11 protein-coding genes are annotated in these 21,642 nt (G+C 63.2%); 3 read left to right on the top strand and 8 right to left on the bottom strand.

Annotated features, from left to right (window positions below; all coding sequences use genetic code 11):
• Window positions 1–29: 29 nt before the first annotated feature.
• From DCO57_RS07150 to DCO57_RS07130, 5 genes are all read right to left on the bottom strand, one after another.
• On the bottom strand, window positions 30–1,088 hold the full coding sequence (locus DCO57_RS07150; RefSeq protein ID WP_116698177.1) for a low specificity L-threonine aldolase: 1,059 nt from the start codon (window positions 1,086–1,088) through the stop codon (window positions 30–32).
• Window positions 1,089–1,237: 149 nt separating this feature from the next.
• Complete coding sequence (locus DCO57_RS07145) at window positions 1,238–1,822, bottom strand: DoxX family protein (protein ID WP_116698176.1); 585 nt, start codon at window positions 1,820–1,822, stop codon at window positions 1,238–1,240.
• A 48-nt stretch (window positions 1,823–1,870) separates the two neighbouring features.
• Window positions 1,871–2,683, bottom strand: a complete 813-nt coding sequence (locus DCO57_RS07140) for a putative DNA-binding domain-containing protein (RefSeq protein ID WP_116698175.1) — start codon at window positions 2,681–2,683, stop codon at window positions 1,871–1,873.
• A gap of 2 nt (window positions 2,684–2,685) precedes the next feature.
• On the bottom strand, window positions 2,686–3,582 hold the full coding sequence (locus tag DCO57_RS07135; protein ID WP_116698174.1) for a DUF692 domain-containing protein: 897 nt from the start codon (window positions 3,580–3,582) through the stop codon (window positions 2,686–2,688).
• Window positions 3,583–3,653: 71 nt separating this feature from the next.
• Window positions 3,654–3,953 (bottom strand): DUF2282 domain-containing protein, encoded by a 300-nt coding sequence (locus DCO57_RS07130; RefSeq protein WP_116698173.1) that lies wholly within the window; start codon window positions 3,951–3,953, stop codon window positions 3,654–3,656.
• Window positions 3,954–4,560: 607 nt separating this feature from the next.
• Between DCO57_RS07130 and gltB the strand changes: the two genes are divergently transcribed.
• From gltB to DCO57_RS24055, 3 genes are all read left to right on the top strand, one after another.
• On the top strand, window positions 4,561–9,288 hold the full coding sequence (gltB, locus tag DCO57_RS07125) for a glutamate synthase large subunit (protein WP_116698172.1): 4,728 nt from the start codon (window positions 4,561–4,563) through the stop codon (window positions 9,286–9,288).
• Window positions 9,289–9,373: 85 nt separating this feature from the next.
• Window positions 9,374–10,804, top strand: coding sequence for a glutamate synthase subunit beta (locus DCO57_RS07120; protein WP_116698171.1), 1,431 nt, complete (start codon window positions 9,374–9,376; stop codon window positions 10,802–10,804).
• A 425-nt stretch (window positions 10,805–11,229) separates the two neighbouring features.
• On the top strand, window positions 11,230–17,145 hold the full coding sequence (locus DCO57_RS24055; RefSeq protein ID WP_165814672.1) for an autotransporter domain-containing protein: 5,916 nt from the start codon (window positions 11,230–11,232) through the stop codon (window positions 17,143–17,145).
• 164 nt (window positions 17,146–17,309) lie between these two features.
• On the opposite strand, the gene DCO57_RS07110 is transcribed toward DCO57_RS24055, so the two are convergent.
• The 3 genes from DCO57_RS07110 to DCO57_RS07100 form a co-directional block, all read right to left on the bottom strand.
• Entirely contained in the window at window positions 17,310–18,608 is a 1,299-nt protein-coding gene (locus DCO57_RS07110; RefSeq protein WP_116698169.1) for a DUF459 domain-containing protein, read from the bottom strand.
• A gap of 36 nt (window positions 18,609–18,644) precedes the next feature.
• Complete coding sequence (locus DCO57_RS07105; protein WP_116698168.1) at window positions 18,645–19,904, bottom strand: lytic murein transglycosylase; 1,260 nt, start codon at window positions 19,902–19,904, stop codon at window positions 18,645–18,647.
• An 88-nt stretch (window positions 19,905–19,992) separates the two neighbouring features.
• Window positions 19,993–21,369: an outer membrane beta-barrel protein gene (locus DCO57_RS07100; protein WP_208977843.1), complete on the bottom strand. Its 1,377-nt coding sequence runs from the start codon at window positions 21,367–21,369 to the stop codon at window positions 19,993–19,995.
• Window positions 21,370–21,642: the final 273 nt, after the last annotated feature.

The raw sequence follows: 21,642 nt of genomic DNA, 5'->3' as shown, positions 1-21,642 counted from the left end.
TTTGCGTTGAAAAGACCGTTCCGCTGCCTTCAACCGGCTTCCGACAGCACCTTCAGGAAGGTGGCCACATCCTCCTCGGAGGTTGCGAAACTGGTGACCATGCGCAGGCAGATTTCATCTTCCGCCGGCGCGGTGGCCGAGGAAAGGTCCTTCGCGGGCCATTCGTAGAGCCGGGCGCCCGCCGCTTCCAGCGCCTCGAACTGCCGGCGCTTCAGGATCGGAAACACCTCGTTGGCTTCCACGGCCCAGGCGGTCCGCCCGCCCCGCTCCCGGATACCTTCAGCCAGCCTGGTGGCCATTTCGTTGGCGTGCCCGGCCGCCGCAAGCCATGTGTCATCCTCGAAATAGCCGTCGAGCTGCGCGGCCACAAAGCGGCTCTTGGAAAACAGGTGCCCGCCGCGCTTGCGCAGATATTCGAATCCCCTTGCGGCCTCCGGGTCGAAAAAGACCACCGCCTCGGCACACCAGCAACCATTCTTGGTCGCCCCGAAGGACAACACGTCGACGCCCGCCTTCCAGGTCATGTCCGCTGGCGTGCAGCCAAGCGTGACGAGGGCGTTGGCAAAGCGCGCGCCATCCATATGCAGGGGCACGCCGCGTGACCGGGCAACCTCCCTGAGCTCGGAGATCTCCTCCAGGGTGTAGATCGTGCCGCTTTCCGTGGCCTGGCTGATCGAGACCGTCGCCACCTGGCCGTGGTGCACGACCCCGTCCGGATAAGCCGCCATCGCCTCGTGAAGGCCCTGTGGCGTGATCTTGCCGTCCGCCCCCGGGACGCCGGCCAGTTTGCCGCCGCCGGTCATGAATTCCGGGCAGTTGCATTCATCCACCCGGATATGGGCATCGTCGTGACAGAAGATGACACCGCCCGGCCGCGCACAGGCGGCCAGCGCAAGCGAATTGGCAGCGGAGCCCGTGGCCACGAAAAAGACAGCCACCTCCCGCTCGAAGATCTCGTTGAATTTTGCCGAAATACGGTCCGTCAGCGGATCCGTGCCGTAAGCCGGTGCGAAACCGGAATTATGACGGGCCAGCGCCGACATCACCGCCGGAGCCGCACCCGCCCAATTGTCGCTTGCGAAGTTCATGGACCGGTTTAAGCATCTGTTCGCACGGGCGGCAACCGATTTCCGGCCGGCGGAAACCGCGGCCTTGCGGCCGGCATCCCTGCGGTGAAATCCTCACCGACTCCCTGGATGCGGAACGGTCCGCACCCGCAGGAACCCCGGAGAAAGCCCTAGTAATACATTTCCCGCTTGCGGTAGTAGCGCCCGAGCAGCCAGTCGAGGGAAACGACCCCCGGCCCCTTGAGCGTCGGCACCAGCAGCAGGAAGATCCACAGCAGCCGGTCGTCCGCAATGATCGCATAGGGTTCGCCGTCGAACAGCGCGCCGATCGTCTTGGCATCCGCCCCGTGTCCGTAGACATCCACATAGGACATGACACAGATGAACACGATCATGCCGAGGCTGGCGAATCGGGTGAACAGGCCGACGACCACCATCACCGGGAGGATGAATTCGCCCCAGGTGCCCAGAAGGACCATCAGACCGTAGGGGAAGAAGGCAATCTGACTGGTGTCGTAACTGACCTGCTCCATCAGTTTCGGCAGCATCTGCGCATAGGCGCCCGCCGTGGGCGTGAAGATGTTCATCACGTTTCCGCCGATTTTCGTCAGCGCGGAATTCCAGAAGAACTGCAGCAGGATCGCCGCGAAGATGAACCGGGACGCCAGCCCCAGAAACCAGCCATTGGTCAGGCGCTCCAGCGCTCCGAACACCAGCGTGTACAGTCTTACGAAAAATCCGATCAGCGCACCCATGAAATCCCCCTGTTTGAAGCCACCCCGGATCTTCCGGGCTCATCAATACTATCCGTGACCTTCCACGGCGGTAAACGCACCGCCCGAAAGGCAGTCCGACAAGCTGTCTGCCAGCGAAAACTCCGGCGTCATGTCCAGCGCCCTTGCGGCGGCTTCCCCCAGGGAGGCCCCCTCGAACAAGGCACGCAGGAACACATCCGCCCCCGGCCGCAACAACAACACTTCAACATCCAGTTCCGGCCGCGTCACCAGAACCGCCTGGGGCACGTCGAGATCCACACCGGCCGCATCCTCCGCAAACCGGTTGGCGCGCACAAGATCCAGAACCGGCCATTTCGACGTGACAATATCCGCCGCCGGATGCCGGACGAATCGGACCGAAGCGACCTCTTCCGGCGCAAGCGAGCTCAGGACGGCCGGGTCGAGCGGCGGGGCATCCGCCGCGTGAAAGGCCTGGAGCCAGGCCCATTCCACCCGCGCCACATCCGCCAGATAGGGATAGGCCGCCAGCGGCGGAAACTCTTCGAGAAAACCGGCGAAGGCCCCGCCATACCACATGAGCACCGGCGTCTGCGGCGGATGGTCGACCACGAAGGCGCGGGAAAGGGCCTTGAAATAGGCATCCCCCACCAGGGTCACGATCGCGGGAAAGGTCTGTTCGAGGGCCTCGCAGAGACTGACGATCACATTGTTGCGGTAGACATTGAAGCGCTTTCCAGCCGCCTTGCCATCGGGACCGACAAGCCCCGCCGGCGGCGGTGCGTCCGGATCCAGCAGGGCCCGGCTGAAGGCCCCGGCCCCGATGCGGTTCCCCTTGCAGGTCGCATCGGCGGTATCGGAAGGAGACTTTGGCGCGGTCATTCTCACACCGCGCGCCTGAGGCCGGGTTCCACGGCCCGGGAAAGTATCCCTTCCGCTGCGACGACCTCGGCATGAAGGACGGGCCAGGCAGGAACCTCGTTGTCCCACTCGATCAGGGTCGGCAGCGGCCCGATCTGGCCAATGACACTCTCGTACAGTTTCCAGACCGCGTCATCGACTTCCCGGTCGTGGGCGTCGATCAGCAGCGGCCGGCCTTCGTCATCCGTATCCGGCGCATGGCCGCCCAGATGAATTTCGCCGACCTGGTCAACGGGAAACTCCGCAAGATACGCCTCGGCGGAACGCTGATGATTGGTGCAGGAAACATGGACATTGTTGACGTCGAGAAGCAGTCCGCAGCCGGTCCGGCGCGCGACTTCCTTCAGGAAGTCCAGCTCGCTCATCGTGCTTTGTTCGAAGGCGACATAGGTCGAGGGATTTTCCAGCAGCATGCGCCGCCCGACGGTGTCCTGAACCTGGTCGATATGCGAGCACACCCGCCGAAGCGTCTCCACGTCATAGGGCACGGGCAGAAGATCGTTGAAATAGGTCGTGTCATGGGTCGACCAGGCCAGATGTTCGGAAAACAGCCCGGGCTCGTAGCGCCGGTTGAGCTCGGCCAGGCGCTGGAGATGCGCCTTGTCCAGGGCCTGTTCCGCACCGATCGACAGCCCCACCCCATGGAGCGAAAGCGGATAGTCCTGCCGGATGGCTTCAAGCTGCCGGTGCGGCGGGCCGCCCGCCCCCATGTAGTTCTCCGCATGCACCTCGAAGAAGCCGATGTCCGCGCGCTCCGCCAGAATGTCGGCGATATGGTCCGGCTTGAGGCCGGCTCCGGCACGTGCCGGGATCCGGGCATCGACACGGGACTTATGCGACGGCTGGGACGCGGAAAACATGGCAATCTCCACAGCGGAAAAGCGAATTTCGGGCAGGCAGCAGCAAGTCCGCCTGCCCGAATGCATCAGGGTCAGGCCTTCGGCAGGTCCCGCTTCAGTTCGCTCAGGGAGCCGTGACGATCGCCCGGTACGTCCATGGTTTCGCAGGTTCCCTTGGGAACCAGCGTCCAGGCATTGCCCTGGTAATCGACTGTTGATGTTCCGGCACAGGTGGTCCCGGCGCCGGCCTTGCAGTCGTTCTGGCCCTTGAGGGAAACGCCATAGCATTTCTCCTTGGCCTGTGCATTGGCCGGCACGGTGGACGACAGGCCGGCAACCGCGGTTGCCACGGCACCGGCGACGATCGCCGCAGACATCGTTTTATGATTCATCTCGAACTCCTCTGGTCGTTCCTCGGATCCTGAATGAGCCGCGGCGCCTGGAGGGCAGCCCGGTTCACAAGGATTACATGAGCGTCTTGTCGATAAATAGGAAATCAAACGCCTGTTACTCTTCTGCGCCCCGCACTAAGAAAACTTTAAGGGACGCAAGATTCTTTCTCAAACACATCCGGAATCGACCGTTCCAGACGATTGGCACTTTTTGCGCGAAACAATTATAATACCTGCTACAAGAAACACACTTGCTCCTGACTGAGAAATCTGTCATGTTCGCGCCGCCTGCAATAGGACAGGGTTACTGTCCCATTTGCTGCAGCACTACCGGCCTGCTACAATGCCGGGCCAGGAGCAGCGCACAGGCAGACCGTTCGCGGACCCGGGGAGGGTCGGCGAAGAGGCGAGACGAAAAGTTTCGACAGCGGAATCTCCGCTGTGTCATTGTGACGGTTTGTTTTGGTAGACCGGCGCAGTAAATACAACAACAGAGCCGGGGCAGGAAAGCCAGGGTTCACCGAGCCGCATTCTTGAAGGAATGCGACCCGAACGGAACCGGACGCTTCGTGCCGCGGGGGCACTGGGGTTAACAGTGAGGGCGCACATGAGAAAATCGGAGCTGACGACCAGCACAGCCATTCAGGCCGGCGGCGTGGAGTTGAAACCCGCAGCCACCCTTGCCGATCGACTGGACACGGCCGCCGAAAAAGGTCTCTACAATCCGTCGCGCGAACACGACGCCTGCGGTGTTGGCTTCGTCGCCCACATGAAGGGCGTAAAATCCCACAGGATCGTCGCGGACGGTTTGCAGGTTCTGGAAAACCTCACCCACCGCGGCGCGGTCGGCGCCGACCCCCTCATGGGCGACGGCGCGGGCATTCTCGTGCAGATCCCGCACGACTTCTTCGCCGGGGAAATGGAAAAGGTGGGCACCCCGCTGCCGGAATTCAGCGACTATGGCGTCGGCTTCATCTTCATGCCCCAGGACGCCGCCCTGCGCGCCAGGTGCGAAGAGATCATCGAGACCATCATCGAGGAAGAAGGCAAGGAGCTGATCGGCTGGCGCGATGTCCCGGTCGACAATTCCTCGCTCTCCAAGTCCCCCGACATCGCCGCGACCGAACCGACGTCGCGTCAGGTCTTCATCCGCAAGACCAACGGCGACGATCCCGACGACTTCGAGCGCCGGCTCTATGTGCTGCGCAAGGTGATTTCCAACCGGGTGCGCGCCGAAACCGAGGCGGTCGGCAAGGGCTTTTATATCGTTTCGCTGTCCAGCCGCACCATCGTCTACAAGGGCATGTTCCTCGCCTATCAGCTCGGCGCCTATTACGCCGATCTGAAGGACGAACGCTTCACCTCCGCCCTTGCCCTGGTGCACCAGCGCTTCTCCACCAACACCTTCCCGTCCTGGGATCTGTCCCACCCCTACCGGATGGTTGCACACAACGGCGAGATCAACACGCTGCGGGGCAACGTCAACTGGATGGCGGCCCGTCAGGCCTCCGTCTCCTCGGCGCTGCTGGGGGACGACATCTCCAAGCTCTGGCCGATTTCCTACGAGGGCCAGTCCGACACCGCCTGCTTCGACAACGCGCTGGAATTCCTCGTCATGGGCGGCTATTCCCTCGCCCATGCGGCGATGATGCTGATCCCGGAAGCCTGGGCCGGCAACCCGCTTATGGATGACAACCGCCGGGCATTCTACGAATACCACGCCGCCCTGATGGAGCCGTGGGACGGACCGGCCGCCGTTGCCTTTACCGACGGCCGCCAGATCGGCGCGACGCTGGACCGCAACGGCCTGCGTCCGGCCCGCTACATCGTCACCGACGACGACTTTGTCATCATGTCCTCCGAAGTCGGCGTTCTGCCGGTCGAGGAAGAGCGCATCATCCAGAAATGGCGCCTGCAGCCGGGCAAGATGCTGCTGATCGACCTGGACGAAGGCCGGATCGTCTCCGACGACGAGATCAAGCGGCAACTGTCGACCGCCAATCCCTACAAGGACTGGCTGCACCGCTCCCAGATCGTTCTGGAAGACCTGCCTGGCGTCCGCCAGCGGGCTCCGGTGGCCGGCGAAAGCCTGCTCGACCGTCAGCAGGCCTTCGGCTACACCCAGGAAGACATCAAGCTGCTGATGACGCCGATGGCGACCGTCGGTCAGGAAGCCATCGGCTCCATGGGAACGGACACGCCGATTTCGGCCCTCTCCGACAAGTCCAAGCCGCTTTATACCTATTTCAAGCAGAACTTCGCCCAGGTCACCAATCCGCCGATCGATCCGATTCGCGAAGAGCTGGTGATGAGCCTTGTCTCCTTCATCGGTCCGCGGCCGAACATCTTCGACCTGGAAGGCATGTCCACCTCCAAGCGTCTGGAAGTGCGCCAGCCGATCCTCACCAACGAGGACCTGGAAAAGATCCGCGCCATCGGCGACATCGCCGACAACCAGTTCTCCGCCAAGACGCTGGACATTACCTATAATGCCGAAAAGGGTGCCGGCGGCATGGCCGGCGCGGTTGAGGAACTGTGCGAGCGTGCCGAAAGGGCGGTCAGGGAAGGTTACAACATCATCATCCTGTCCGACCGGCTGATCAGCCGGTCGCGCATCGCCATCCCCGCCCTGCTTGCCACTGCCGCCGTGCATCATCACCTGATCCGCAAGGGCCTCAGAACCTCGGTCGGCCTGGTGGTGGAAACGGGCGAGGCCCGTGAGGTCCATCATTTCTGCGTGCTGGCCGGCTACGGTGCGGAGGCAATCAACCCCTATCTCGCCTTCGAAACGCTCCTGTCCATGCACATGGAAATGGATTTTCCGCAGGAGGTCGATCAGGACGAGGTCGTCTACCGCTACATCAAGTCGATCGACAAGGGCATCCTGAAGGTCATGTCCAAGATGGGCATCTCGACCTACCAGTCCTATTGCGGCGCCCAGATCTTCGATGCCGTCGGCCTGTCCTCGGAATTCGTGAAGAAATACTTCTTCGGCACCGCCACCATGATCGAGGGTATCGGTCTCGAGGAGGTCGCCGAGGAAACGGTCCAGCGCCACGCGGATGCATTCGGCGATGCAGCCATCCTGCGCCGCTCGCTCGATGTCGGCGGCGAATATGCCTACCGCACCCGCGGCGAAAGCCACATGTGGACACCGGACTCCGTTGCCACGCTCCAGCATGCGGTGCGCTCGGCCCTGCCGGACATGTACCGGGCCTTCGCAAAGCAGGTGAACGAGGAGAGCGGCCGCTACGCCATCCGCGGTCTCTTCCGCATCAGGAGCGCCGAGGAGATCGGCCGCAAGCCCGTCGACATTGCCGAAGTGGAACCGGCCGAAAACATCGTCAAGCGCTTCGTCACCGGCGCCATGTCCTTCGGCTCCATCTCCCGCGAGGCCCATACCACCCTTGCCATGGCCATGAACCGGATCGGCGGCAAGTCGAACACCGGTGAAGGCGGCGAGGAGCCCGAGCGTTTCAATCCGCTGCCGGACGGCTCGATGAACCCCCAGCGCTCCGCCATCAAGCAGGTTGCTTCCGGCCGTTTCGGCGTCACCGGCGAATATCTGGTCAATTCGGACATGATCCAGATCAAGGTCGCCCAGGGGGCCAAGCCCGGTGAAGGCGGGCAGTTGCCGGGCCACAAGGTGGATGCCGTCATCGCCAAGGTGCGTCACTCCACGCCGGGCGTCGGCCTGATCTCGCCGCCCCCGCACCACGACATCTATTCCATCGAGGATCTGGCGCAGCTCATCTACGACCTGAAGAACGTCAACCCGCAGGCGGACATTTCCGTCAAGCTGGTGTCGGAAGTCGGTGTGGGCACCGTGGCCGCCGGCGTCGCCAAGGCCCGGGCGGACCACATCACCATTTCCGGTTATGACGGCGGCACGGGCGCTTCGCCGCTCACCTCCATCAAGCATGCGGGCTCGCCCTGGGAGATCGGCCTTGCCGAAACCCAGCAGACCCTTGTGCTCAACGGCCTGCGCTCGCGCATCGCCCTTCAGGTGGACGGCGGCCTGCGCACCGGGCGCGACGTCATCATCGGCGCGCTGCTCGGCGCCGACGAGTTCGGCTTCTCCACAGCTCCGCTGATCGCCGCAGGCTGCCTGATGATGCGCAAGTGCCATCTCAACACCTGCCCGGTCGGCATCGCTACCCAGGATCCGGTGCTGCGCAAGCGCTTCAAGGGCACGCCGGAACATGTCATCAACTTCTTCTTCTATGTCGCCGAGGAAGTGCGCGAACTGATGGCGGGCCTCGGCGTCACCCATCTGGACGAACTTGTCGGCCGCTCCGACTTCCTGGACAAGAATGCGGCGATCGAGCACTGGAAGGCCAAGGGGCTAGATTTCTCCCGCATCTTCTTCCAGCCGGAAGCCGCTCCGGAAGAAACCCGCTGGACGAGCCGCCAGAATCATCCGATCGACGATATTCTCGACCGCCGCCTCATCGCGGCGGCCGCACCGGCCCTGGACAACCTCGAGCCGACCGTGATCGAGGAAACCATCTGCTCGGTCGACCGGTCCGTCGGCGCGATGCTGTCCGGCGAGATCGCCCGGCGCTACGGCAACAAGGGCCTCAAGCGGCCCGACACCCTGAAGATCAACCTGAAGGGAACCGCGGGTCAGGCCTTCGGCGCCTTTGTGGCGCGCGGGGTCACCATCGACCTGGCAGGCGATGCCAACGACTATGTCGGCAAGGGCCTGTCGGGCGGCAAGCTCATCGTGCGCCCGCCGGAAAACACCCGCATCGTCGCGGAGAATTCCATCATCGTCGGCAACACGGTCCTCTATGGCGCCACCGAAGGCGAGTGCTACTTCCGGGGCGTGGCCGGTGAACGTTTCGCAGTCCGCAACTCCGGCGCGCTGGCCGTTGTGGAAGGCGTGGGCGACCATGGCTGCGAATACATGACCGGCGGCGTCGTCGTCGTCATCGGCCAGACCGGACGCAACTTCGCGGCCGGCATGTCCGGCGGCATTGCCTATGTCCTCGACGAGGACGGCACCTTCGGCTCCCGCTGCAATCTGGCCATGGTCGAACTGGAACCGGTGACCGAGGAAGACGATCTTCTCGAAAAACTGCATCACCATGGCGGCGACATCGAGCACAAGGGCCGGGTGGACCTGTCCTGCGACATGTCCCGCCACGACGACGAACGCCTGCGCCAGATGCTCTCCAAGCATCTGGAACTGACCGGCTCCGCCAAGGCGGAAGCCATCCTGAACGACTGGTCCGCCTACCGGCCGAAATTCGTCAAGGTGATGCCGGTGGAATACCGCCGCGCGTTGCGGGAAATGGAAGACCAGCGGGTTGGCATGGTCGCGGCCGAATAACGGGTCAATCGAACGACAGGCTCTCGGCCGCATTCCGCGGCCGATTGCAGCCACTTGAGGACGCACACAGATTGAGGAGGTCGCCTTGGGGAAGGTAACCGGTTTTTTGGAAATCGACCGGCAGGAGCAGAAGTATCAGCCTGCCGCTGACCGTATCCGCCATTTCCGCGAATTCATCATTCCGCTGAACGAGCAGGAAGTCGTCAACCAGGCAGCGCGCTGCATGGACTGCGGCATTCCGTTCTGCCACGGTCCCGATGGCTGTCCGGTCAACAACCAGATCCCGGACTGGAACGACCTTGTCTATCAGGGCGACTGGGACATTGCCCTGCGCAACCTGCATTCCACCAACAACTTCCCGGAGTTCACCGGCCGCATCTGCCCGGCGCCCTGCGAGGAAGCCTGCACGCTCAATCTGGAAGACGTGCCGGTCAACATCAAGAGCGTCGAACAGGCCATCGCCGACAAGGGCTGGGAAGAAGGCTGGATCGTTCCCGAACCTTCCGCCGCCAAGACCGGCCACGCGGTCGCCATCGTCGGCTCCGGCCCGGCGGGCATGGCCGCGGCCCAGCAGCTGGCCCGCGCCGGACACACCGTGCATGTCTACGAGCGCGAACCCAAGGCCGGCGGCCTGCTGCGCTACGGCATTCCCGACTTCAAGATGGAAAAGCACTATATCGACCGTCGCGTCGCCCAGATGGAAGCCGAAGGCGTCAGCTTTCATTACGGCGTCAACGTTGGTGTAACCGTCAGCCTGGAAGAACTGGCCGAGCGTCACGACGCGGTTATCCTCTGTGCCGGCGCCGAGCGCCCGCGCGATCCGGGTGTCGGCGGCATGGAACTGGAAGGCTGCCACTGGGCCATGCCCTATCTGGTGCAGCAGAACCGCCGCGTCGGCGGCGAACCGGAAGGCGACGAAGCACCGATCTGGGCCGGCGGCAAGCATGTCGTCGTCATCGGCGGTGGCGACACGGCCTCCGACTGCGTCGGCACGGCCTTCCGCCAGGGGGCGCTTTCCGTTACCCAGCTCGACATCCGGCCGATTCCGCCGCTCAAGGAAGACAAGCTCGCCGTCTGGCCCTACTGGCCGACCAAGTTCCGCACGTCGTCCTCCCAGGCAGAAGGTGCCGAACGCGAGTTCTCCGCAGCCACCCTCGCCCTTGTCGGCGAAGACGGCAAGGTGACCGGCGTCAAATGTGCCCGCGTGGATGAAAAGCGCCAGCCGATCGCCGGCACCGAGTTCATCCTGCGCGCCGATCTGGTTCTGGCCGCCATCGGCTTTTCCGGCCCCCTGCTCGACACCTACATCGCCCAGGCAGGCGACGCGCTGGAGCTGGACGGACGCACAAACGTAAAGGCCGATACGGACACCTACAAGACCAGTCTCGACAAGGTCTTCGCCGCCGGCGACGTGCGCAAGGGCCAGTCCCTCGTCGTCTGGGCCATCCGCGAAGGCCGCCAGGCAGCCCGTTCCGTCGATGAATTCCTGACTGGCTCCTCGGATCTGCCGCGCTGACGGCCAACCGCCCTTTCACGATTCCGACACTCTTCCCACCGCCCCGGCTTCGCGCCGGGGCGTTCGCCTCGGGAAGGGGAAGGATCAGGATGGCTTGCGAACATATGCTCGGCATCTTGCCGTCAGGAACGCTCGCGACCCGGTTCATTTCACCATTAATAGATTTCAGTATTTTTCTGACTTTTTTTCCTGTTTTGCCGAAATCGGATAGCTGACGTCTCCCTCGATATCCAATATGCACTTACAGGTTGACATCCCGAGTCGGCGACTCGTCGTGCGCGACCCCGAAACCTCGGCATCAGCGCCGACTTATTCAGAATTTACGGGCCACGATGTATTTGTTACCGGTTGTACGCGCGCAGAAATTCTTCCTTTCCCGTCACATTTCACCTGCTTCCCGTGCAACCCCGCATCGCCCCGCACTGATGCTGGCCACGGCGCTGACGGGCAGCCTTGTTCTTGTCTCTCTCCTGACGACGCCTGCGCGAGCGCAGAGCCTGACATGGGACACCACCACCGGAGATTCTTCGGTCGTCGGCTGGTCGGGTACATGGGACGGATCGGCACTGACCTGGACGGACAACGCCGGCGCCACGAACCAGGCCTGGACACCGGGTGCGCAAGCCATCTTCGGCGGCACAGCGGGAACCGTCACCGTGAGCGGAGCGCAGACCGTTGGCGGCCTGAGCTTCAATTCGAGCGGTTACACACTGACCGGTGACGCCCTCACCCTTACCGCAGGGGGCAATGAAATCAATGTCGCCACGGGGACCGCGACCATCAGTTTGCGCCCGTCCGATGGAGCAGGATACGTCGGCATGCGCAAAACCGGCGGCGGCACGCTGGTCCTGGCGAATTTCACCGAAATATACGGGATGATCACCGTCGAAGAGGGAACACTGCGCACCACACAAGTCAATGCACTCAATGGGACTGGCGATGGGGTCACTGTCAACAGTGGTGCAACCTTCGAGGTCGCGGCTACCCAGTCCATCGATGATTTTGTCGGGAGCGGTAATACAGTAATTGCGTCCGGACAGACGCTTTCGGTCGGAAGCAATTCGGCTTCCAGCACCGGTCTCTATTCCGGCGTCATTTCCGGAGCCGGCAACTTCGCGATTTTTGCGGCAAAGACGTTATCGGGTGACAATACCTTCACAGGTCAGTTGATCGTCGAATTCGGCATGACAACGGTGACCGGCTCGCTGGCGACGGAAGATATCGTCATCGAGGAAGACTTGACGTGGGGCATCGGCGATCTGAATGTGGCCGGTGACGGCGACGCAATCAGCGATACCGCGGTGATCGATAACAGGGGCATTCTCACCCTGACCGGTAATGACGAAACCATTGGCGCGGTTTTCGGGGCGGGCGACATCAACCTGAAGAACAACACGCTCACGACAGGCGATGCCGCCGACCGCGAGATATCGGGTGTCATTTCCGGCACCGGCGGACTGGCCAAGCAGGGTTCGGGCACGCTCACGCTCAGCGGCACCAATACCGCCACCGGCACATTGACCAACAATGCCGGTACGGTGGTCGCCGGCTCCTGGGCTGGCGATGTCACCAACAATGCCACTTTCGACCTGACCGGCACCTCGACGGTCGGCGGCACCTTCACCAACAACGCCGCAGGATCGGTCACCAACTCCGGTGGTGGCGCAGTGCAGTTGACCGGGCTGACCAATTTCATTGGCAATGGGTCGATCGGCAGCGCAGCCGGGTCAATCACGGTCAACACCCAGAACCTGACCTACCGGGACGGGCATTCCGAAACCGGAACCGTGACCTTCAACGTTTCCGATACGATCACGGAAGAGCGGACCGCCGGACCGACCTGGTCTGGCACCGGCCATACCACGAACTTCGCCACCGCAGCGGCGGGTGTCTTCACCACGGGCGGGGATTTCACCACAACCGGCACGCTCACCCACACCAGCAGCGCCGCGTTGACCGTCAGCGCCGGCGATACCCTGAGAGCCTCCGCGGTGACCAATGCAAGCGGCTCGACCATCAACGTTCAGACCGGGGCCAGCCTGGTGGGGACGGGCAACACCGCCAACAATTCCGGCACGGTCAATGTCGCCGGCGGCGGTTCTCTGGTCGAACTGACCGGCGATTACAACAACCTCGCTGGTGGCATCGTCAATTTCAATGATGCGGGCGCCAAGACATTCGATGTCCAGGCCGGCGTCATCACCAATGCGGGCACCCTGAATTTCAATGCCGGCACCACGGCAGTCAATTCCGTCGGAGGCGCATTTCAGAACAGCGGCACGGGCGATATCAACATCGCAAACGGTGCAACGCTGAACGCCGCGGGCGACACGATCACCAACGCCGGCACGATCGACATGCTTGGCAGCTCCTCGGTACTGACTGCCGACACGCTGACCAACAACACCGGCGGTGTGGTCAACGCACAGGGGACGCTGACCGGGGCCGTGACCAACCAGGGAGGCGGCGATTTCAACATAACCGGCGACCTGACCGGGGTAACCGCCTTCACCAACACCGGGACGGCGACCTTCGACATCGGCAGCGGCACGACAAGCACAATCGGCAGCCTGACCAATACCACGACCGGTGGATCGGGCACGACAGTCGCCAGTTCGGCGACGCTCAATGTCACCGGCACCATAGAGAACGGCCTTGCGAGCGGTGCCGCGGCTTCCGTCATCACCAACAACTGGACGCTCACGGGCGACACCATCGTCAACCACGCCGGGGCGACACTCAATTCCAACACGGCCACAAGCCACCTTGATGCGACGGGCGGCAGTCTGACCAACAACGGCACCATGAACGTGCGCGGACAACTGGATGCGGCCACCACCATCAACAACGGATCGTCCGCGGTCTTCAACGTCACCGGCGCGACCGCAAGGTCCGGCGTCGCTGCCTTCGTCAACGAGAACGGCGCGATACTCAACATTTCGGGCGGCGCCCTTGATCGCACCAGCCTGAACAACACGTCCGGCGGCTCCGGCTCGACGCTGGCGACGGCAGGCGTCCAGATCGAGGCCGGCGGCGAATTGACGGCGGCAACAGTTTCCAACTCCGGCTCCGGTACGCTCTACAACGCCGGAACCATCACCGGTGACGTCACCAACAGCGCGACGGCCCATTCGACCGGAACGATAACCGGCGACGTGGCAAACACCGGCGCGATGCAGCTCGAAGGGATCCTGACCGGGTCCCTGACCAACAGCGGGACAGGGACGGTCACCCTCACCGGCAACCTGACCGGGGTCACCACGCTGACGCAGAACGGTACGGGGCCTCTGACCGTTTCCGGTGGCGCAACGCTGACAAACTCAAGCGGCATTGTCGGCGGTCTGGGCGGCAGCAACGGAACTGTCACGGTAACCGGCACCGGCTCCACCTGGACGAACTCCTCAGGCCTCACCGTGGGCGATGCCGGTGCAGGGGCCCTCACCCTGTCCGCAGGGGGCACTGTGAACGCTTCGGGAACGGTAACCCTTGCCAGCCAGGCCGGTTCGACCGGTACGCTCAACATTGGTTCGGCCTCCGGCGACACAGCCATTGCGGCTGGCATCTTTGCTCCGGGAGTTATTGCCTTTGGGGCGGGTGACGGCGAGATTGTCTTTAATCACACGGACACGAATTACACATTCGATGCCGACATCAGTGGCGACGGATCAATCAGTGTCCTCTCCGGAACGACAAAACTGACAGGCACCAACAGCTACACCGGCGGCACGACGGTCACGGCCGGCACGCTGCAGGTCGGTGATGGTGGCACGAGCGGCAGCCTCTCAGGCGACGTCACCAACAACGGCGCCCTGATCTTCAATCGCTCCGATGCGCTGAGCTACGGTGGAGAAATCTCCGGCACCGGCAGTCTCACCAAATCCGGTGCCGGGACGCTGACCCTTACCGGCACCAACACACATACCGGCGGCACGACGGTCACGGCCGGTACGCTGCAGGTCGGTGATGGTGGCACGAGCGGCAGCTTCTCAGGCGATGTGACCAACAACGGCGCCCTGATCTTCAATCGCTCAGATGCAATGAGCTATGGCGGAGAAATCTCCGGCACCGGCAGTCTCACCAAATCCGGTGTCGGGACACTGACCCTTACCGGCACCAACACACATACCGGCGGCACGACGGTCACGGCCGGCACGCTGCAGGTCGGTGATGGTGGCACGAGCGGCAGCCTCTCAGGCGACGTCACCAACAACGGCGCCCTGATCTTCAATCGCTCCGATGCGCTGAGCTACGGTGGAGAAATCTCCGGCACCGGCAGTCTCACCAAGTCCGGTGCCGGGACACTGACCCTTACCGGCACCAACACACATACCGGCGGCACGACGGTCACGGCCGGCACGCTCCAGGTCGGTGATGGTGGCACGAGCGGCAGCTTCTCAGGCGATGTCACCAACAACAGCGCCCTGATCTTCAATCGCTCCGATGCGCTGAGCTACGGTGGAGAAATCTCCGGCACCGGCAGTCTCACCAAGTCCGGTGCCGGGACACTGACCCTTACCGGCACCAACACACATACCGGCGGCACGACGGTCACGGCCGGCACGCTCCAGGTCGGTGATGGTGGCACGAGCGGCAGCTTCTCAGGCGATGTCACCAACAACAGCGCCCTGATCTTCAATCGCTCCGATGCGCTGAGCTACGGTGGAGAAATCTCCGGGACCGGCAGTCTCACCAAGTCCGGTGCCGGGACACTGACCCTTATCGGCACCAACAGCTACACCGGCGGCACGACGGTCTGGAGCGGAGTGCTGACGGTCAACGGCAGCACTGGCGACATTACCTTGAACGGGGGCACACTTGGCGGCTCCGGCACGGTCGGTTCGGTGACCGCAAAGTCCGGCAGCACCATTGCTCCAGGCAATTCCATTGGCACATTGAATATCAGCGGCAACACAAGTTTCGCCTCCGGCTCCACCTACGCCGTCGAAGTCGACAAGAACGGAAATTCCGACAGGATCGTTGCCACGGGCACTGTTACTATCGACAGCGGCGCGACAGTCAGCGTCTCGCCGGAAAACGGCACGGACGATGGTTCCACCTATTCTGTCGCGACCACCTACACGATGCTCACCGCCAACACGGGTGTCACCGGCACCTTTGGCTCGGTCACCGATACCTTCGCCTTCCTGGACGCGTCCCTCAGCTATGACGCCAACAACGTTTACCTGAAGCTGTTTCGCAACGACTTCTTGTTCACCACCTTTGCCATGACGCCGAACCAGCGCGCAACGGCAGGTGCTCTCGACACGCTCGGTTCCGGCAATGCGGTGTATGACGCTGTGAGTGTGCTCGGAGAGACCGACGCCCGTGCCGCCTTCGACAGTCTCTCGGGCGAAGTCCAGGCCTCCGTGAACACCCTGATGATCCAGCAGAGCAGTCTCGCCCGCGATGCCGTTGGCGATCGCATCCGTACGGCCTTCGACAGCATCGCTTCCGGCGAAATGCAGATGATAGCTTTCAACGGCGAAGGCGAAGCACCGGCTGTGCCGGGCGACGACACCTACGCCTGGGGACAGGCCTATGGCAACTGGGGCCGGAGCAAGGGCGATGGCAATGCAGGCACCATGGACCATGTCAGCGGCGGCTTCTTCATGGGCGTGGACGCCAGCCTCTTCGACGGCTGGCGCGGCGGCGTGATAGCAGGCTACGGCAACACCAGCTTCGATGTCGATGCCCGTGCATCGTCAGGCAGTGCGGACAGCTACACGCTCGGCGCCTATGCCGGCAATCAGCTCAATGCCCTGGGGCTGCGGGCCGGTGCCAGCTATTCCTGGCACGATGTCTCGACCAGCCGGAGCGTGACCGCCGGAACGCTGCACAACACGTTAAGCGCGGACTATTCCGCAGCCACTGCGCAGCTCTTCGCCGAGGCCGGCTTTACCGTCAATACACAGATTGCCCGGTTCGAGCCCTTCGCAGGCGCGGCCCTGATCCATCAGAGCAACGACAGCTTCACCGAGACGGGTGGCGCGGCGGCGCTCTCCGTTGCCGCCGCATCGCAGACTCTCGGCATCACCAGCCTCGGTCTTCGCACCGAGCGGCAGGTGGCTGCAGGCGACACTTTCACCGCCACCCTCACCGGCTCTCTCGCCTGGCAGCATGCCTTCGGCGATCGCGATGCCACTTCAATCATGCGTTTCGACTCCGGCGGCGATCCGTTCGAGATCACGGGCCTGCCGCTGGACAGTGACACAGTTCTGATCCAGGCGGGTATCGACCTCGATTTCGGCCAAAACATTAACCTCACTGCCGGTTACAACGGCGATCTCGGCATCAATGCCCAGAATCATGCCTTCAGTGCCAGAATGGCCGCAAGGTTCTAGCTCTGGGACAGTCAGCGCCCCTGAAACGTGTAGCCGCCATTTAGAGGCCATGCGTCTCGACTCCCGTACCGACCTCGGGCTCGCGTATATGGATGGAGGCATCAGAAGCGCGCCAGTCGCGGTTTCTGATCAGGATGTTGCGGTGCTGACACCATTTCAGACCCTCACTGACCGGACGGCTGCAGAGTGACTGAAATCCGCCCCCCTTCACCGGCGCTGGACGATTCCGAAAAGGGGACGTGCAGACCTGTGACCGACGGCGTGAGCGAAAGCGATGTTTTTTCCTCGACCGGTGGCACTTCCCCGAGCTCCGAAGCGCCCGCCACCGGCAGGCGCGGATCGTCGACGCGGCCGGGGACCGGCGGCAACGGCTTTCCGGCGACGAAAAGATTGTAGGCCGCGCTGTCCCGGTCCATCTCCGCGTCGTCCTCGCCGCCCAGCAGCAGGGTTTCCGGCGAGGTCGTGCGGCCGGTCAGAACGATGAAGTTCGGGTCGTCCTCGACGCCCTCGAACGCCAGACCGCCGTAGCCGCCCAGAAGGCGGGACAGCTCCCGTTCCACGAAGAACGCCACCTTGCGGTAGCCGGCCCAGGTGAAATCGATCCGGTTGTTCGCCCGCAGCCTGGCGTTCTTGCCGTCCACATCCGGCCCGTAGGAGGAATAGCTGCCGTCACTGGCCAGGAAGATGTCCCAGATATCCACGTAGCGGACCCGCCGGTCTTCGGCGGCACTCTGGAAAATAGAGTTGAGCTGGGTGAAATCGCCGTTGAGGAGTTCCTGGTTCGTCGGCGGCAGACCCGCCCAGACGAGCGGCTTTCTCTCCTGCCGGACCACGCGCACCAGCGCATCGACCTTCCTGCGGTAGGTGTCCAGCCACTCCGCGGTCATGAATTCCACCGGCGGTTCACCCGGAAAGGGCTTGCCGATATCCTCCCGGCCGATCATCACCACCACCGCCTTGACGTCCGCGCCGCGGATCCTGGACAGCACCCGGGCGGCCCAGTCCGGCGCATTGTCGCCGGCAAGGCCCGCCTTGTCTTCCGTCACTGCCTCGACGCGGATCTGCGGCTTGTCCGCCAGCGTGTACTTGAGGCCGTCCGCGACGCCACGCGCCATCCGGTCGCCGACCACAAGGATCAGCCCTGCGTCCGGGTCTTTCGGCATGATCTCGAACCTGGGCGCAGTTCCCGCCGGCCGGGAGACCCTGGGCCTCGCCTTGTCGGTCGACTTCTTCTGTACAGGCTTGCGCTCCCGTCCACCGCCGAAGAGCCGTTGCAGCGGTGCAAAGGGATTGAAGCCACCGAGAAAACCGTTCTGCGCGACGACGATGTCCCCGCCCCGCGCATCCTGCGCCAGGGCGGCGGGAGCCCCCCCGCTCAAGAGAACAAGGCAAAGAGCGATCGCCAGACCTGCAGGCAACCGCGAAGTCTGGCTGGCTCTGTATTTCCGGGTTCGGATGGTCACACCGGGCTCCAGACGGAAATGGGTTTCAGACCGACTTTACCCGTCCATCTTCAGATGCGCCAGCAGAACCACGGAGGCATAGCCGTCCGGAACAAGCCCCCTGGAACTCTGATAGGCACGGATGCCCCGGCGGGTCGCCGGTCCGATCTTGCCGTCGGCAGTGCCCACGGAAAATCCGCGGCGGTTGAGAAGCGCCTGAAGTTCCGCCGTCTCGGAACGGTTGAGCGGCATATGCTCCCGCGACCAGTCGCCTTCCAGCGTGCCGCCGCCGATGATCCGGTCCGCCAGAAGGCCGACCCCGAGGGCATAGGCGGTCGCATTGTTGTAGCGCTTGATCACGTAGAAATTGCGCAGCATCAGGAAGGCCGGACCGTTGGCACCGGCCGGCAGAACCAGAATGGCGTTGTCCGACGGCCGGGGAAAGCCCTTGCCGTTCGACCGGCGGATGCCGTACCGGCTCCATTCGCCCAGGGTCAGCGTCTTGTCGCCATCAGCCAGGTGATAGTCGAAACCGGCCGGCAGCTTGACCTCGTAGCCCCATGTCTTGCCGGTCTGCCAGCCGTGCTTGCGCAGATAGGCCGCCGTGGAGGCCAGGGCGTCCGGAATGGAGGTCCAGATATCCCTCCGGCCGTCGCCATCGTAGTCGGCCGCATAGGCCTTCCAGCTGGACGGCATGAACTGCGTATGCCCCATGGCGCCCGCCCAGGAACCTTCCATGTCCTGAAAGCGCACATGTCCGGCCTGGACGATGCCGAGCGCAGTGACCAGTTCCTTTTGCCAGAAGCTCTTGCGGCGCGGCGCGGCGTAGGCCAGCGTCGCCAGTGCCTGCACCACATTGTGGCGGCCCATGAAGCCGCCGTAATTGGTTTCCATGCCCCAGATTGCCAGCACCGCCTCGCGGTCGACCCCATAGCGCGCCTCGATCTGCCGCAGGACCGGTCCGTATTCCTTCAGAAGCTTGCGGCCCTTCTCGACCCGATCCTCGGACACCGCACTGTCGAGATAGTCCCAGATCGGCTTGACGAATTCCGATTGCTTGCTCATCAGCCGCAGCGTGTCTTCGTCCGGCTCCATGCCCGAGAATACGGCATTGTAGGTCTGCGAGGAGATCCCCGCCGCCTTGGCCGTCGGCCAGAAATCGGAAATGAAGCGCTTGAAGCCCGCATCCGCCCGGGCCGGCAGGGACGAGGCGATCAGTCCGCCTGTCAGCAGCACCATGCAGAGAAAACGCGACAGGAGGGCTTTCCGTGTCCTGTCGAAGGGCGCAGAGAAATTGACGTTTGCTGAGTGACGCATAGGTATCCGCATCAGGGCCTCCTTCAGCCCGTTCCGTATTTGCTTCTGCCCCCGCACCATCAATGGTCCTGTTTAGGTTACCGTACCGTTAATGCCGGAATCTCAGGCCCGCTTCAACCGCATTTTCCGTATAGTCGCTGCCGGACTGGGAACTGTCGAAGCGGCTGTGGGTGTAATCGGCGGTCAGTGCCACATTGCGGGTCAGCGCGAATGTCAGCCCGCCGAGCCCGGTCAGGGTGCTTTCCTCGATCGAAACGCCCTGATAGGTGCGATAACTGTATCCCAGGCCCGTCTCCGCGACCAGACGGTCGCTGAAGGCATGGGCCAGGCGGATATCTCCGGAATAGATGATCGACCCGCTGGCTCCGTCGATGTCCGTCGAATCGAAGCTGGTTCCCACACCCGCCGTGACGGTTGTCAGGCGGCTCGGTGACCATACCAGAGAGCCGTCCACCACGAGTCCGGACAGGTTCTCCAGCCTGCTGTCCTCGATGTCCTCGATCCGCCAGCCCGCGCCGAGTTCGCCGGTGATCTTCGGCCCGGAAGCCACGGTCAGACCGCCGCGGAGCTGATAGCCGTTGGCGTCGCGCTTTTCGCAAAGACTGTCGCTGCAGGTCTGGTCATAGCGCCGCAACAGAAGGGATCCCTCCACGAAGGGCGACAGGACGCTCCCCGTATTGCCGTCCAGCCGCAGGGTTGTCGAATAGAGCGTATTGTCCCGCCCGCTTTCGGAGCTGCCCCCGTCGGAGGTGTAAATGTTGCGCTCCGCACCCACGGACGCGGTGGCCGCTACCAGGCCGATGGCCCTTGTGGCGCCCAGGGTACCCGAAAGCGTCTGGACATTGTCGGTGCCGGAGGTGGATTCCGCGCTGCTGTCGTCTTCCCGCGCATAGGAATAGGCCAGTCCGGTGTTCACCTGGGTCGCCTCGCTGATGTCCAGGCGCAGATTGGCTGCCGCCGTGACGGACGTATCGTTGTCGTCAGGGGACTCCGGATAGCCGGTGAAGGTTCCGCGCAGGGACATGTCGAACTGGTGCCGCGACCAGCCCGATGTCAGCGCGACATCCGGCGACAGGCTGTAGAAACCGCCCGAGGTGCCGTTGGCCGCTCCGGCAGTGTTGTCCGTCCAGCCGGAGGACACCGTGAGCTGCGGCGTCAGGGTGAAAGAGCCCAGACGGATCCCCTCGGCCGCATCGAATTCGGTGTCGCCGTCGAAAACGGCCGTGTCGGCCAGGGTTTCCGGCAGGGGAACCGCCCGATTGACTGCAGCCAGGCGGTCAGAGAAGGATCTGACGGGCTGAACCCGGCCGTTGGTGCCAAGGCCGCTCGACCCGGTTTCCGCCTCTGCGCTGTTGAACGTGCCCCGAAGCGGAAAGACATCGGCCTGCGTGGGATTGCGCGCCGTGCCCTGCACAGCCACATCCCCGGCCTCTTCCGCGCCCAGCGGGTCGGCAGGATTGCTCACGCCCCGCAAATCGGACGTGGACGTCTGGGCGGCCGCCGGCAGGACCTGCAGACAGGCAGAACAGATTAAAAGGAGCAGGACGCCGCGCATGAACAGTCAGAACCGGTCGGTTTCAGGAACCTGATCAAACTGACGAAGGATGGTTAATGCTTCGTTTCCTTGTCGCAAATTGGCATGGGGAAACAACTTTATCGATTAAATCCATTTAATGAATGGCGGCTTCTTGATCCGGCACGGGGAGTAGCCTAGAGCTAGTACGATCAGGAACAATAA

Source organism: Labrenzia sp. 011, from assembly GCF_003075075.1.
Lineage (GTDB): Bacteria > Pseudomonadota > Alphaproteobacteria > Rhizobiales > Stappiaceae > Roseibium.
Note: the sequence above shows the minus strand (reverse complement) of the source record. Positions and strands in the feature narration are given on the sequence as shown.

Coding starts and splice junctions, on each gene's coding strand:
- DCO57_RS07130 (WP_116698173.1), bottom strand. CDS start 3,953: ATGAATCATAAAACGATGTCTGCGGCGATCGTCGCCGGTGCCGTGGCA.
- DCO57_RS07150 (WP_116698177.1), bottom strand. CDS start 1,088: ATGAACTTCGCAAGCGACAATTGGGCGGGTGCGGCTCCGGCGGTGATG.
- DCO57_RS07135 (WP_116698174.1), bottom strand. CDS start 3,582: ATGTTTTCCGCGTCCCAGCCGTCGCATAAGTCCCGTGTCGATGCCCGG.
- DCO57_RS07145 (WP_116698176.1), bottom strand. CDS start 1,822: ATGGGTGCGCTGATCGGATTTTTCGTAAGACTGTACACGCTGGTGTTC.
- gltB (WP_116698172.1), top strand. CDS start 4,561: ATGAGAAAATCGGAGCTGACGACCAGCACAGCCATTCAGGCCGGCGGC.
- DCO57_RS07140 (WP_116698175.1), bottom strand. CDS start 2,683: ATGACCGCGCCAAAGTCTCCTTCCGATACCGCCGATGCGACCTGCAAG.
- DCO57_RS24055 (WP_165814672.1), top strand. CDS start 11,230: ATGCTGGCCACGGCGCTGACGGGCAGCCTTGTTCTTGTCTCTCTCCTG.
- DCO57_RS07105 (WP_116698168.1), bottom strand. CDS start 19,904: ATGCGTCACTCAGCAAACGTCAATTTCTCTGCGCCCTTCGACAGGACA.